Origin of the sequence: Mycobacterium sp. (assembly GCF_052144515.1) — a bacterium.
GTDB lineage: Bacteria > Actinomycetota > Actinomycetes > Mycobacteriales > Mycobacteriaceae > Mycobacterium.
On record NZ_JBKQQD010000476.1, the window covers coordinates 25283 to 39479 of the forward strand.

At 67.5% G+C, this 14197-nt stretch carries 10 protein-coding genes; 6 read left to right on the plus strand and 4 right to left on the minus strand.

The window, feature by feature from the left end:
- Positions 1 to 11: 11 nt before the first annotated feature.
- Entirely contained in the window at positions 12 to 1388 is a 1377-nt protein-coding gene (locus tag ACLP9N_RS32195; protein WP_442411194.1) for an aldehyde dehydrogenase family protein, read from the plus strand.
- 4 nt (positions 1389 to 1392) lie between these two features.
- On the opposite strand, the gene ACLP9N_RS32200 is transcribed toward ACLP9N_RS32195, so the two are convergent.
- The gene (locus ACLP9N_RS32200) at positions 1393 to 2139 is read right to left on the minus strand and encodes an SDR family oxidoreductase (RefSeq protein ID WP_442411182.1); all 747 of its coding nucleotides are present in this window, start codon (positions 2137 to 2139) and stop codon (positions 1393 to 1395) included.
- Positions 2140 to 2194: 55 nt separating this feature from the next.
- Positions 2195 to 2692, minus strand: coding sequence for a Dps family protein (locus ACLP9N_RS32205; RefSeq protein WP_442411183.1), 498 nt, complete (start codon positions 2690 to 2692; stop codon positions 2195 to 2197).
- Positions 2693 to 2857: 165 nt separating this feature from the next.
- On the opposite strand from ACLP9N_RS32205, the gene ACLP9N_RS32210 reads away from it, so the two are divergent.
- The 3 genes from ACLP9N_RS32210 to ACLP9N_RS32220 all read left to right on the plus strand — a co-directional run bounded on the left by ACLP9N_RS32210 (position 2858) and on the right by ACLP9N_RS32220 (position 6257).
- Positions 2858 to 3538: a helix-turn-helix domain-containing protein gene (locus ACLP9N_RS32210; RefSeq protein ID WP_442411184.1), complete on the plus strand. Its 681-nt coding sequence runs from the start codon at positions 2858 to 2860 to the stop codon at positions 3536 to 3538.
- A gap of 240 nt (positions 3539 to 3778) precedes the next feature.
- Complete coding sequence (locus tag ACLP9N_RS32215) at positions 3779 to 4702, plus strand: SDR family NAD(P)-dependent oxidoreductase (protein ID WP_442411185.1); 924 nt, start codon at positions 3779 to 3781, stop codon at positions 4700 to 4702.
- Positions 4692 to 6257 (plus strand): AMP-binding protein, encoded by a 1566-nt coding sequence (locus ACLP9N_RS32220; protein WP_442411186.1) that lies wholly within the window; start codon positions 4692 to 4694, stop codon positions 6255 to 6257. Before ACLP9N_RS32215 ends, ACLP9N_RS32220 begins: the two co-directional genes overlap by 11 nt.
- Positions 6258 to 6372: 115 nt before the next feature.
- On the opposite strand, the gene ACLP9N_RS32225 is transcribed toward ACLP9N_RS32220, so the two are convergent.
- Together ACLP9N_RS32225 and ACLP9N_RS32230 are read right to left on the minus strand one after the other, a co-directional pair.
- Positions 6373 to 11265, minus strand: coding sequence for an HAD-IC family P-type ATPase (locus ACLP9N_RS32225; protein WP_442411187.1), 4893 nt, complete (start codon positions 11263 to 11265; stop codon positions 6373 to 6375).
- A 139-nt stretch (positions 11266 to 11404) separates the two neighbouring features.
- Positions 11405 to 12373, minus strand: a complete 969-nt coding sequence (locus tag ACLP9N_RS32230) for a sigma-70 family RNA polymerase sigma factor (protein ID WP_442411188.1) — start codon at positions 12371 to 12373, stop codon at positions 11405 to 11407.
- 141 nt (positions 12374 to 12514) lie between these two features.
- On the opposite strand from ACLP9N_RS32230, the gene ACLP9N_RS32235 reads away from it, so the two are divergent.
- Positions 12515 to 13297 (plus strand): SDR family NAD(P)-dependent oxidoreductase, encoded by a 783-nt coding sequence (locus ACLP9N_RS32235; RefSeq protein ID WP_442411189.1) that lies wholly within the window; start codon positions 12515 to 12517, stop codon positions 13295 to 13297.
- A 33-nt stretch (positions 13298 to 13330) separates the two neighbouring features.
- Complete coding sequence (locus tag ACLP9N_RS32240; RefSeq protein WP_442411190.1) at positions 13331 to 14074, plus strand: DUF899 domain-containing protein; 744 nt, start codon at positions 13331 to 13333, stop codon at positions 14072 to 14074.
- Positions 14075 to 14197 lie beyond the last annotated feature (123 nt).

Here is a 14197-nt window from a genome sequence, read left to right on the forward strand (position 1 = left end):
TCACGGCGGATCTGCTGTGCATCGACGCGCTCGGGCCCAACGGGGAGTACCGAACCCGCAACCGCGAGGTCATCGCGACGACGGCCGGTGCGCCAGCGGTCGAGCTCAGTATCGTTCCGCCGCTGTATGTTTCGCGTACCATCGGCGCGCAACGCAAGATCAGGCCGCTTCCGGCGCCGCAGCGCGAAGCGGCACTGGCCGATGCGGCCGACATCTTCGCGACGGCCGTCATTGCCGGGCTCGACTTCGAGGCTTATGTCGGCCTGGCCAGCCGGGTTTCGGGGCTGCCGATCGCGATCACGCGTGCCGGAGCGCGCGGCGTCGCGGACGCCGTCGCCTCGGCGGTCGACGCGGTGCAGCCGGCCCGGTCGGTGGGCGCGGCCGTCGACTGGCGCGAGGAGCGCACCCGTAACGGCAGCGCGGTGTGGGCACGGCGCGGCCATATCTTCGCGGTGCACGCCGCGGCCAACGCCCCGGGCGTGCACGGCCTCTGGCCACAGGCGCTCGCGCTGGGCTACCGGGTCGCGGTGCGACCCTCGCGCCGCGAGCCGCTGACCGCCCACCGGTTGGTGAACGCCCTGCGCCAGGCCGGGTTTCGCACCGAGGACGCGGTGTACCTGCCCACCGACCATGACGGCGCCGACGAGATCATTCGGTGGGCTGACATCGCGATGGTGTACGGGGGCCAGGATGTCGTGGACAAGTACGCGCATGATCCGACGGTGGTGGTGAACGGACCGGGACGCGCGAAGATCCTGATCACCGCCGACCAGGATTGGCGCGAATACATCGATGTCATCGTCGATTCGATCGCCAACTTGGGCGGAATGGCGTGCGTCAATACCACCGCGGTGCTCGTTGAGGGCGATCCCGCCCCGCTCGCGGAGGCGATCGCCGAACGGTTGGCGGCGATCGAGCCGCTGCCGAGCGAAGACGAGCGAGCGATCCTGCCCACCCAATCCCTCGACAAGGCAAGGGCTTTGGCGAATCACCTGGCAGCCAAGGCGGCGGGGAGCACCCCGCTGCTCGGCGCCGATCAGGTCGTCGCACCCGTCGGTGACGGCTATGCCGCGCTGCGTCCGGCGGTGCATCTTCTGACTGAGCCCGGCTCCGGCGCCCTCGCCGACAAGCCCAACATCGAGCTGCCCTTCCCGTGTGTGTGGGTGGCGCCGTGGTCGCGCGCCGCCGGCACGGAGCCACTGCGGCATTCGTTGGTAGTCAACGCGATTACCGGCGATGACGACCTGATTGACGACCTACTCGGCGAACCGACGGTCACCAACGTGTACCGCGGCCGCCGCCCGACCTACTACGGAGCACCGCAAATCCCGCACGACGGGTTCCTGGCCGACGTCCTGATGCGCAACAAGGGTTTTATCCGGGACTGAGCTATCAGTCCTTCCAAGGCCAGTCGTTCGCGTCCCACTGTTGCTGGACCTCGGGGTAGAGCGACGATTGGTCGGTGGGTAGCGATGCCTTGACCTGACGCGTCGCGTCGTCGGTGAGAACCTCTTCATCTCCGCGCTCGACGGCATCCAGTGTCTGGGCGGCGACGTCGCCGGTCGAAATCTTGGCCTCCGGCACGTTGGCTGCCATGTCGGTGTCGATCCATCCCGCGTGCACGCCGACGACGAGGGTGCCGGATGCGCGCAGCTCGGTGCGGATCGCGTTGGTCAAGGCCCACTGGGCGGATTTCGACGCAGAGTAAGAGCCGTTGAACGGCGACGCCAACCAGCTGGCGACCGACAACACGTTGACTATTGCCCCGCCGCCATTTTCTGCGAGCACGGGTGCGAACGCGCGGCACATCGCCAGCGTCCCAAAATAATTGGTCTCCATCTCGCTGCGCGCCGCGCCCACGTCGGTCGCGGCCAAGAGCGGGCTCCGCAGCATCGCGCCGGCATTGTTGATCAGCAACGTGACGTCGGCACAGCGCGAGGCCGCGTCGCGCACATCGTCGGGATTGGTGATGTCCAAACGGATGGGGATGGCCCGGTTGTCGCCGACGTCGATGGTCTCAGGGTTACGTGCCGCGGCGTACACGATGGCCACGCCGCGTTTCAGCAGTTCCTCCACGAACGCCTTGCCCAGGCCGCGGTTGGCCCCGGTTACCAGCACGCGGGCACCTGCGATGTTCATTCCGTGAATCTCCGTTTCTTTCGCGCCTATTGGTCCCATCGCAATGGAGTTTTTCTTAGACCTTGCCGTTCTCCGACTTGAGCATCCACGCTTGCTTCTCCAGGTCGGTGATGATGAGGTGCAGCAGATCCGCGGACGACGGGTCCGCGGCGTCGACCTCATCGTGGACGACGCGCATCGTGTCCACCGTGGCGTAGATCCGGTCGGTGATGATGTCGACCGTGTCCGCGGTCCCAACCAGGCCCGCCGGTGCGCCCGGCACCGATGTGGTGGCTGCGACCGTGTCTGTACGCCCGTCGGGAACCGCATCCAGGGCGCGCATGCGCTCGGCGATTGTGTCAGCGGCTTCGCGCGCAATGTCGACGACGTCGTCGAGTTGCAGGTGCAGGTCTCGGAAGTTGGTACCGACAAGGTTCCAATGCGCTTGCTTGCCTTGCAGGTGCAGCTCGATCAAGTCGACGAGCACCTTCTGCAAGTTCTGCGCCAGGCTGTCCGGTGCGTGGAACAGCTGCACTCCATCGGTGGCGCGACGGTTGGTCTTGAAAGTGGTCATGGCGTTCTCCTTTCAGGGTGTGCAACATAGTGCACGCGTTGTGTAGTCCCGCTGTCAAGTTAAGTGAGGATTGTCACGCTGTGGCGCGGGTGGTCCAGTAGCTTTGTCGAACCCCGTGTAGCATCGACCAAATAATCGTGCGTTGTACTGCACAGTCGGAGGGTTATGACGGACGGTTCGGTGTCCCGAGCAGCCGGGGCGCCGGGCGGCCTGGGCGGACGGCTCCGTGAGATTCGCACCGCGCGGGGCATGTCCGTACGGGAACTGGCGCGCAGGGCGGGATGCTCGGCGAGCCTGGTCTCCCAGGTGGAGCGTGGAGTGACCACACCTTCTGCGGGCGTGGTGTATTCGCTGGCCAACGAGCTGGGCATCTCACTGGATTTCCTGTTCGGCGCAGGCGACGTGGAACCCGGAGAGCTGCCGCGATTGCCGCGTATCAGCACCGCACCGGGAGCGGCGCCGCACCCGGAGGGCCGACCATTTGGTCATGTCACCGGCCCCGACGGTGCAGGCATAGTGCAGCGGGCCGGTGACCGCAACACCATCGAACTTTCGACGGGCGTCCGCTGGGAGCGCCTCACGCCGACCCACGACAGCAAGGTCGACTTCATCGAGATCGTCTACGAACCCGGCGGACAATCCACCGAGAATGGGCGAGCGCTGCGCCACGACGGCCGCGAATACCTTTACGTCCTGCGGGGTGAGCTCGAAGCCGTCGTCGGATTCGAGACGCTGCGACTGGTAGCAGGGGACTCCATGGCCTTCGACCCCGCAACGCCGCATCACTACCGCAATCCCACGAGTGAGACGGTTCGCGTGCTTTCGGTCGTCGTGCACGATCTCTAAATCACTTGTGGGAGAGGAAGTCTCATCCCAACGGGACGGCCATGAAGAATCGTGAAATAATGGTGCCTCGAGTATCGAGGCGGCCGCACATTCGGCGATGGTCTCGACGCAGTGATCAACGTCAGGCCGGGATCCGCACCCGGACTGCGATGTGGTCGGCTACCTGTAGGTTTAGGGGTCGAGGAGCACGGTTAAGCCAGAGCCGCACCTCGGTGGGTTTTTGCCAACGCGGCAGTGAAGGTGGACGTGATAACACAGGCCTTAACCGGGGCCTTGAAAAAGGCCTCCGATCGATTGGCCAACCCCGCGCGGGTAACCGATCCCGACAAGTTGCGCAGCGCCGTCTCCGGCAAGACCGTCTTGGTGACCGGGTCTTCCTACGGAATCGGCGAGGCCACCACGCGCAAGCTGGCCGCGGCCGGGGCGACCGTGCTGGTGGTCGCCAGATCGGCCGAACGGCTCGACAACCTCGCGGCGGCGATCAACGCGGGCGGTGGGCGAGCGGTCGCCTACCCGACCGATCTCACCGACGAGGCCGCCGTCAACGTGCTGACCAAGCAGATCACCGAAAACCACGGCCCGCTGGACATCGTGGTGAGCAACGCCGGCAAGTCGTTGCGCCGGTCCCTGCATCACCAGTACGACCGGCCGCACGACTTCCAGCGCACCATCGACATCAACTACCTGGGCCCGATCTGGCTGCTGCTCGGACTGCTGCCCGCGATGCGCGACAGCGGCGGCGGACACGTCGTGAACGTGTCGAGCGTCGGCGTTCGCGTCGTGCCAGGCCCGCAGTGGGGTGCCTACCAGGCATCGAAAGGCGCCTTCGACCGCTGGCTGCGCAGCGTGTCACCGGAACTGCATGACGACGGCGTGGACGTGACGTCGGTCTACTTCGCGTTGGTCCGCACCCGCATGATCGAGCCCACGCCGATGCTGGGCAAGCTTCCGGGCATGCATCCGGATGAGGCCGCCGACGCGATCGCCAAAGCGATCATCGAGCGGCCCCGCACGATCGAACCACCGTGGATGTGGCCGGCCGAACTGGCGTCAGTGCTGCTGGCCGGGCCCGCCGATCGCGCGGCGCAGCTGTGGCACCGCAGATTCTTCGCCGAGTCACGGCGCCAGACAACTCGCTCGGCAAGGACCAGCGATGACGGCTGACGTGGCAGCCACGGCGGCGCGAGCGCTGGTGTCGTCCGGACTGCTCGGTCCCCCTTCGCCGGCCGCCGCGTTGCGGCTGATCCGCGAGGTGTATCGGGCTGGCACGAATGTCTACACCCTGTTCGCGATCGCGGCGGCGCGCTGGCCGGACCGGACCGCGATCATCGACGACGACGGCGCGCTCGGCTATCGCGAGCTGCAGTCGAAGATCGAATCGCTGGCAGGCGAGCTCTACCGCGACGAGCTTGGCGCGCGGCAAGCGGTCGGCATCATGTGCCGCAACGGACGCGACTTCGTTGCGGCGGTGTTCGCCACCGGACTGGTGGGTGCGGACATCGTGCTGGTGAATACCGAGTTTCGCTCCGACGCGCTCAGCGGCGCGTTGAGTTCGCACCAAGTCACGACGGTGTTCTGCGACAACGAATTTGCCGAGCGGATACGCGACGCGCACGAGTCGGTCCGGATCATCGATCCGGCAACCGTGCAGACCCAACAGCGAGGCGAGCCGCGACCCAAAGTCGCGCCGTCCGGGCGCATCGTGCTGCTGACCTCGGGCACCACCGGCGTACCCAAGGGCGTGCCGCGCGTGCCCCGATTGAATTCGGGTATCGGCGTCGGCGTGACACTTATCGAACGCACCCAGCTTCGGGTCGGATCGCGAATCGCGGTGGCAGTGCCGATGTTTCACGGGCTGGGACTCGGTATGCTGATGCTGACGGTAAGCCTGGGCGGCACGGTGCTGACCCATCGCCGCTTTGACGCCGAAACCACACTCGCGCGGGCGTCGTTGCAGCGGGCCGACGCGATGAGCGTGGTCCCCATCATGCTGGCGCGCCTCCTGGATCTGCCCCGGCCCGTGCGGGCCCGCAACCCGGTGCCGTCGCTGCGGGCGGTGATATCCAGCGGCGACCGGCTCGATCCCAGCTTGGGACGACGGTTCATGGACGCCTACGGTGACATCCTCTACAACGGGTACGGCTCCACCGAGGTCGGAATCGGTTCGCTGGCAACACCACTGGAACTGCGGGACGCCCCCGAAACCGTGGGCAAACCGGTCGTCGGATGCCCGGTGCGCATCTACAGTAGAAGCGGCAGGCCCGTCGCGCCGCGCGTGACCGGACGCATTTTCGTCGGCGGTGAACTGGGCGCGGGCTACACCGGTGGTGACGCCAAAGCCGTCATCGACAGGTTCACCAGCACCGGCGACATGGGATACTTCGACAACTCCGGCCGGCTGTACATCGTTGGCCGCGAGGACGACATGATCGTCTCGGGCGGCGAGAACGTCTATCCGCGCGCGCTGGAGAATGCGCTCGCCGAACACGCCGGCATCGCCGAAACCGCGGTCGTCGGCGTGCCCGACGAGCAGTTCGGCCGACGGCTTGCCGCGTTCATCGTGCTCCGGTCGCGGAGCGAACTCGACGAGCAGGCGATACGAGAGTACTTGAAGGGCAAGGTATCTCGCTTCGAGCAGCCCAGAGACATCCACATCGTCGAAAGCATTCCACGCAATCCCGCCGGGAAGGTTATCCGGAACGAACTCCGGCACGCGTAGGTGTGTCTGGGCGACCGAGCACTTCATCTGTTCGAATGAGGCGCGCCGCATCACGCCAAGTTAGCTGACGCGTGTTCGGACGGTCTAGTAGTACAACTCGGGCGTAGCCCGGGTCTCACTCCTGGTCCTCGTCCTGGTCCTCGTTCTGGTCGGGGACGATCATCCCGACCGTCCTATTGAGCCATTTCGGCGCTAGCACGGAGATCGCGGTGGCTCCCCCCGTGGCGCCCAACACGCCCATCCAGGCCACCGGCCCCAGCGGTGTGCACCCGAAAAACTGGCTGATGACCGGGGTTTGAACGATGCCCACCAACACGCCCGCGCTGCCTAGCGCCGTGGCCACCACCAGCGGGCTGTGGCTGCGGGTGAGCAGGGTTTGCGCCAGCTGCGTCGTCACCACTGCGGTCAATCCCATTGTCGACGTTCGGCGTTCGGTGCCCGGCGTCCAGCGCCCGATGGCCCATGCCGCCGTTGCGCCGGCGGCCGTGACGGCGCCGCGGTTGATGATCTGGCGCATCAGCGGCGCGTCCAGCGACGGTGTGGGCGCGGTCAGCACCTGGCGCTGATATGCGCGACGCGCCGCTTCGGCCTCTTCGTCGGTTTGATATTCATCTTCGTCGGGTTCGTCGAATTGCGAGGTGACGGCCACCGCAAGTGCGGGGAACATGTCGGTGAGCAGGTTCACCAAGAGCAATTGACGGGTACCCACCGGCGCCCGCCCGGTGCCCAGCGCCGTCCCGATGATCGTGAAGAGCACCTCGCCGACGTTGCCGCCGACCAGGATCGTCACCGCATCGCGAACACCCGACCACATGCTGCGGCCCTCGACCAGCGCGTCTAGCAGCACGCCCAGATCCTCGTCGGTCAACACGATGTCGGCGGCCCCACGGGCGGCCGAAGAACCGCGACCGCTCACCCCGATGCCCACGTCGGCCATCCGGATGGCGGCGGCATCGTTGGCGCCGTCACCGACCATCGCCGTCACTCGCCCGCAGCGCTGCAACGCCGCCACGATCTGCACTTTCTGTTCCGGACTGACCCGGGCGAAGACCTGCACATCGGCAACGAGTTTGGCGGACGCGTCCTCGTCGAGTCCGACGAGTTCCGCTCCGGTCACCACGCGCACATCCGACGGCAGGCCCAGCTGACGCGCAATCGCCCGAGCGGTGACCGGGTGGTCCCCGGTGATCAGCACCACATTGCGCTCGGCTTCCACCAGCGCCTCGATCAACGGGCGCGAGGAGGGCCGTGCGGTGTCCGCCAATCCCACATAGCCGATCAGCTCCAGGTCGTGCGCGGCGGCGTCGACGGCGTCGGCATCGGTGTCGTCGTCGTCATCGGTTTCAAGCTCCCAGGAGCGCTGCGCAACCGCGAGCACGCGCAAGCCCTGCTCCGCGAGGCTGTGCACCAACGTCTCTGCGTGCGCACGGTCGGCGTTGGGGTCGGCGAACCGGCACCGCGGCAGGATCTGCTCCGGTGCGCCCTTCAGCATCAGCGTTGGCGCCTTGTCCTTGCCATCCGAGCCGGTTGTGCCGATCGCGGCGGCGTAGCCGCGACTGGACTCGAACGGTACCTCCGCGAGTACGGTCCAGCCCGACTCGCCGTTCGTGTTGGCCGGCCCGGCCAGTGAACTCGCCGCGGTGAGGATCGCCTCGTCGGTGGCATGCGCGTGGCCCTGCCCGTCGTGCGGCTGCGTCGACGCCCGCGCGGCGTCGCGCAGCACCGTCGCGGAGTGCGGATTGGTGATGTCAGGAAACGGATCTTCTGGCTTGGCTGTGGCCGGCACGGCGCACACCACGCGCAGCCGGTTCTCGGTGAGGGTGCCGGTCTTGTCGAAGCACACGGTGTCGACGCGGCCGAGGGCTTCGATGGTTCGGGGAGCGCGGACCAGCGCTCCCCGCGCCGTCAGGCGCTGGGCGGCGGAAAGCTGGGAGAGGGTGGCCACCAGCGGCAAGCCCTCCGGGACGGCGGCCACCGCAATCGCGACGCCGTCGGCGACCGCTTGGCGCAGCGTCGCGCGGCGCAGCAATGCCAATCCGGTCACCGCGGCGCCACCGGTCAGTGTCAGCGGAAGGACCTTGCTGGTCAGCTCGCGCAACCGGGCCTGGACTCCGGCCGCCGTTTCGACGTCGGCGACCGCCGAGATCGCGCGTTGCGCGGCGGTGCCGACCCCGGTGGCGACCACGATCGCGCGGGCCCGTCCCGCCACGATCGTGCTGCCCTCGAACAGCATGCTCGCGCGGTCGGCGTCGTTGACTGCGACCGGCTCCACCTGCTTGTCCACCGGCAGCGACTCGCCGGTGAGGAACGACTCGTCGACCTCGAGGTCCTCGGCGACCAAGATGCGGGCATCCGCCGGCACCACCTCGGGCGCGGCCAGGTCGATGACATCGCCGGGCCGCAGCGACTTCGCCGACACCGTGGCCGTACGCGTGGCGTGCTGAGCCGCCTCCAAGCGGCGCCGCGTCGTCGCCACCGCCGGCACCACGACGCGCCGCACCATCTGGTCCTGTTCGGCGAACAACTCGGCGGCCGCCGCCTCGGCCCGCAACCGTTGGGCCCCACCGGTTATCGCGTTGACGGTCATCACACCGGCGACCAGAAGCGCGTCGACGTTGCTGCCGACGATCGCCGACGCCGCCGCCCCGACCGCCAGGATCGGGGTCAGTGGATCGGCGAGCTCATGCCGGGTGGCGGCCGCGAGCTTCGCCAGGTTGCTTGCCGGCTTGCGCAGGGGCGCGAGCAGCGGGGTGTAGGACAGGTCGTCGAGACGACGCCGCCAGTCCGAAGTACCGCGCTCGACCGCCAGCTGTCGTGTGCCGCCGGCAAGGCGGGAGTACACAATCTCCGGGTCCAACGCGTGCCAGGCGGTCAGCGGTTGCGGAGTGGGATCAGCCAGCCGTATCACCTTGCTGGCCGAGTAAGCGCCGGTCATCAACGCGGTCGCTGCGGCCGCATTGACCGGATTGAACCAGCGTCGCAAGGTAATCGGGTTAGAGGTCCCGGTGGCGGGCTCACCGGTGACCAGCAGCAGCCCGGCCAGGGTGGTGCCGCCCTGGGCAAGCCGCACCGAGGATTCACTGGCCGACCGGGCCACGGGCAACGCCGAAAGGATCCGCACCGTGGCGGCCAGATCGGTGCCGGTGATGATGTCCGCGGACCACGGCGTGGCCGCACGGGGATCGTCGAGCGCGACCCCGACGTCGGCGATGGCGAGCGCGGCCAGCGTGTCGGTCGAGGCGAAGTCCCGGTGCAAGGCGGTGATCAGCAGTACCGGTCCGCGATCCACCCGCAGGTCACGCACCAACTTCAGCAGCGGCGTACCGGGCGGATGTGTCGCGCCAACACTGGCGGAAAGATCCTCGGTGCCGGCGACATGGCGTAAGACCACCCGCGCTCCAGTGCGGTTCGCGGTCTGTAGCAGCGGGATCGCGTAGGGGTCGACTTCCCACCCGACGTCGACGGCGCCGACGCATTCGCCATCGACTACCAGGTCCGCGTGTTCGAGGCCCTGGGCGGGCGTGGCCGAAGGGCTTTGCACCGGGACCCATCTCAGGCGCGCACCGGTGGCCGGCAACTCATCCGGGTCGGGCTCGGGTGCCTCCTCGCCGTGCAGCAGCGCGTCGGCGACCTCATAGACGCGGTCGTCGTCCCAGCCGGGCGCATCTCCGCGGGCGAGTAGCACGGCGCGGTGGTCACCGCGCAGGGCGGCGCCGTCGATGACGACCACCTGGACTCGATCCAGGCGGCGCAGAGCACCCGGGTCGAGCACCAGGAGCCCGGCATCGGCGAGCCCGCGACCCAGCACCGCCGCGAACGCCTGACGGCCCATGTGCGCCGCTCTGGGTACCCCGGCCTCGATCGCGCCGGCCGCGGCTTCGGTGCCGCCGCCGGCCACCAACGCACTCACCGCGGCAATCAACGAACCGTTCGCCGCCGAATCGACGTAGCTTTCCACGGGCCCTTTCATCGACCCTTTCTCGGTGTCGATTGCGGCATCGATGGATCCGCCGACCACGACGTGCGATGCCTCGCCCGCGGCTGCGGCTGCCCAGCTGTGCCGCGGCGCCTGCGACTTTGCCCCGGTCGACGAGATGACGGGGACCACCGGCGCTTGCGGCCGCTTGGGCGAGGCCAGCTGAGGCTCCCGGTCCCGCCACACCCGTCGGTGAGCCGTCGCCTCGGACAGTTGAAAGCTGCGTTGCGCCAGATCCAGCAGCGGTGTGCCGACCGCTTGGGTCAGCCCGTTGGCCGCCGCCGTCGCCGCAGCGAGCGCAATGTCTGTGCCCACTCGACCCAGTCGTGACTCCAGGAGCGACACCATCCGCGGTTGGTGATTGATGAGAGCGGCCGCGGCCCGGGTGGTTTGCGGTGCCGCGGGCAGCCGGGTGACCCAGCCGGTAACGGCGGCAGTTATCGCGACCACGTCCATCGCCGCGGCGGAGAGCGGCACCAGGATCGCCAGCGGGTTGCCCGGGTCGGCGAAGGGCGCAGTCTTCGGTCCCCCTGTCGCTCCTGCCAAGGTCAAGTCGGCTGCCACGGCACCAACGACTTCACGCACCTCGTCCAAGACGGCGTCGGCGTCTCTACCCTCGAGGTCTTCCTCGATTTCGAAAACCAGCCGGCCGAGTGAGCCCTCGACGTGCGCCTCGGCCACGCCGGGAATCCTGCGAACCGGCTCCTCGACCACCGCCGCATGCTCGTCCCAGCGCGGGAACGGCAGCAGCGGATCCAGGTCCAGGTGCACCCGCCGGCCGCTCTGCCAGCGCACCGGCGGCTCGACGTGATTGACGGAGCCGGTCGAAGAATTGCCGAGCACCCGGCCCGTCGATTGCGCCACCGACTGCATCACCGGGCCGGCCAGCTCCACCACCGGGCTGGCCAGCATCTGCACCGTGCCCGCGGCTCCGGCCGCGGCGTTGACCCCGGCGCGCACCACCTGTGCCGCGCCACCGGTCACGCCACCGGCCAAACTACCTACTAGGCCGGGCACGCCCGGAATCTTCATTCCGTCACCTTCCAAGTACGAATACGCGCCTAATCCTGATGGCGTCTTAGCCACATGTCTACCGACATGCGCAGGGATATGCAGGAAGCGATGGATCTCGGAAACTGACGAGGGCGCCGATCGCTGCGACATTAGAAGGTTACCGGGTAGGCGGTAAACCAAACGCGTTAAACAGCGCCGGGTCGAGAAAGACGGTCAGAGCGGCGATCCCCGTGGTGCCGTCGGTGACGCCCGCCGTCAGGACATGTATCGAATGCGCCCGCATCACGCCATCGGCGGTGCGCCGGTATTCGGCGACGGCGGGCTGCCCGTTCGCGGCCGTCGGGAGCAGCACGACATCGCCCGGCGTGGTGAACGCGCGCGCGACCAGGAAGCGCACCACGGTGTCCCGTCCGGTGAACCATATAGGCAGAGGGGGCATTTCGAGCTTGACGTCGGCTTGCAGTAACGCGGTGAGGGCGGCCATGTCCGCGTTTTCGAACGCCGCGCAGTAGCGGTCAAGCAGGTCGCGCCTTCCGGCGCTATCGGGCTCGACCAGGTTTTCCTCGGTGGGGGAGACCTCGGCGAGATGGGCTCGGGCCCGCTGTAGCGAGCTGTTGACCGCGGCGGGCGTGGTCTCCAGGAGCTCAGCAACCTCGGCGGTGCTGAATTGCACGACATCGCGCAAAATCAACACGGCCCGCTGACGCACCGGAAGTTCTTGCAGGGCCGTCATCACAGCCAGCCGGACACTGTGCCTTACGGTCACGGCTTCTTCCGGGGTTTCGAACATCAACGCGTCAGGGATTGGCTCAAGCCAGTCATGGGCACCACCGCTTCCGTCGAGACTGGCGTCCGGGTCGGTCGAGGCGCCGCCCAGTCCGGCCGGCAGCACTCGGCGGGTACGGTTCTGCAGCGCCCGCAGGCATGCGGTCGTGGCAATCCGGTACAGCCACGTCCGCAACGCTGCGCGCTCTTCGAAGGCCTCATACCCGCGCCAGGCGCGCAGGTACGTCTCCTGGACCAGATCCTCGGCGTCATGCAACGATCCGAGCATGCGATAGCAATGCGCAATCAGCTCGGCGCGAAATGGCGCCGCCTGCTCCATAAAACGCTCCTGAGCTGGCACGGTCAGGCTCCTTCCGACATTCATATAGATACGCCCAGCGGCCCGAACTCATCGGTTGACGTGGGCGGCGATGAATCGTGGCGTCCCGCCGTATCTGAAGTAGTGAACACCGATCCGCATCACCTGAAAGCGAGTACGAGCATGAACACGTCCCTGCAAACCCGCGCCGATGGCCTCGCCGGCTCGACAGCGATTGTGACCGGGGCCGGCCGCGGATTCGGCCGCGCCATCGCCACGGCGCTGTCGGCGGCCGGCGCCCACGTAGTTGGTGTCGCGCGCGGCGCCTCCGCGCTTGACGAGCTGCGCGACGAGTTGGGCTCTGCCTCGATGGGGACCTTCACCGCCGTGGCCGCGGACGCCGCCGATCCCGCGACGGCCAGCCGGTTGCTCGACGAGTATCGGCCGCGCACGCTTGTGCTGTGCGCCGGGGCCGCTCCGCAGATGGCCCCATTGCAAGACCAGACCTGGGAGAGCTTCAGTCAGAACTGGAATATGGACGTCGCGCAGGCTTTTCACTGGACCCGTTATGCACTGCGGCGCCCGCTGGCGCCGGGCAGCACGGTGATCGCGATGTCCAGCGGCGCCGCCGTCAAAGGGTCGCCACTGTCCGGTGGGTACGCCGGCGCCAAGTCCACCGTCAGGTTCATCACCAGTTATGCCGCCATGGAATCACAACGGGCCGGGCTGGACATCGACTTCATCTCCGTTCTCCCGCAGCTGACCCCGGCCACCGACTTGGGCGCCAAGGCGGTCGCGGCCTACGCCGAGCGGCAAGGCGTCGATGTCGAGACATTCGTGTCGTCGTCGGGACCCGCGTTGAGTGCGGAACAAGTCGGCAAGTCGGTACTGCAGATCGCCGACGGTGATCGCGGTGAACACCTCGCGTACCTACTGACAGCGGCAGGCTTGGCGGGCCTGACCTGAAGTTTGGGCGAAACAGAAAGGAGAACGACGCAAATGGATACACCCCCGATCGTGTCGGCGCAGGAGTGGGAGGCCGCGCGCCAGCAACTGCTCGTGAAGGAGAAGGAGGTGATGCGCGCCCACGACGAGCTGGCGGCCATGCGTAGGCGGATGCCATGGGTGGCCGTGGATAAGGATTACGAGTTCGAGGGTCCCGACGGCCCCGAGAACAGACTGAACCTGCTGGACCTGTTCGATGGGCGGCGCCAGCTGGTGCTCTACCGCGCCTTCTTCGAGCCGGGCGTGCACGGCTGGCCGGACCACGCGTGCCCGGGCTGCTCGATGATCGCCGACCACATCGGCAATCTGGCCCATCTCAACGCCCGCGACACCACGCTGGTGTTTGCTTCACCCGCGCCGCAGGCGGATATTCAGCGACTCAAGGCACGGATGGGCTGGCAAATGCCGTGGTACACGATCACCGACAGCTTCGACGTCGACTTCGGCGTGCACGAATGGCACGGCACCAACGCGTTCATCCACGACGGCCCCCGCGTGTTCCGCACCTACTTCATCAACAACCGCGGCGACGAGGTGCTGGGCAACACCTGGAGCTTCCTGGACATGACTGCGCTTGGGCGCCAAGAGGATTGGGAGGACTCGCCGCAGGGCTACCCCCAGACCAAGCCGTACGAGTGGTGGGCCTGGCACGACGCGTACCCCGAGCACGTGGCCTCACGATGGTTTGGTGAGCCCGACCCGGACGACCCCAACGACCCGCGGCCGCCGCGCAGCTAAGCCTGAATCCGTGGATGGGTGATTTCGTGTGGTCGTCGACGTGGTTGCCCTCAACTCGGCGGGGTCTGGCTGTGGCGCATGCGTGATCCGCTGGCCTGTACCAGCTTTTCCTTGTTGCGAGGT

Bases quoted from the DNA above. Each gene is read 5' to 3' on its own strand.
- ACLP9N_RS32200 (WP_442411182.1), bottom strand. From the start codon at position 2,139: ATGAACATCGCAGGTGCCCGCGTGCTGGTAACCGGGGCCAACCGCGGC.
- ACLP9N_RS32205 (WP_442411183.1), bottom strand. From the start codon at position 2,692: ATGACCACTTTCAAGACCAACCGTCGCGCCACCGATGGAGTGCAGCTG.
- ACLP9N_RS32210 (WP_442411184.1), top strand. From the start codon at position 2,858: ATGACGGACGGTTCGGTGTCCCGAGCAGCCGGGGCGCCGGGCGGCCTG.
- ACLP9N_RS32220 (WP_442411186.1), top strand. From the start codon at position 4,692: ATGACGGCTGACGTGGCAGCCACGGCGGCGCGAGCGCTGGTGTCGTCC.
- ACLP9N_RS32225 (WP_442411187.1), bottom strand. From the start codon at position 11,265: ATGAAGATTCCGGGCGTGCCCGGCCTAGTAGGTAGTTTGGCCGGTGGC.
- ACLP9N_RS32235 (WP_442411189.1), top strand. From the start codon at position 12,515: ATGAACACGTCCCTGCAAACCCGCGCCGATGGCCTCGCCGGCTCGACA.
- ACLP9N_RS32240 (WP_442411190.1), top strand. From the start codon at position 13,331: ATGGATACACCCCCGATCGTGTCGGCGCAGGAGTGGGAGGCCGCGCGC.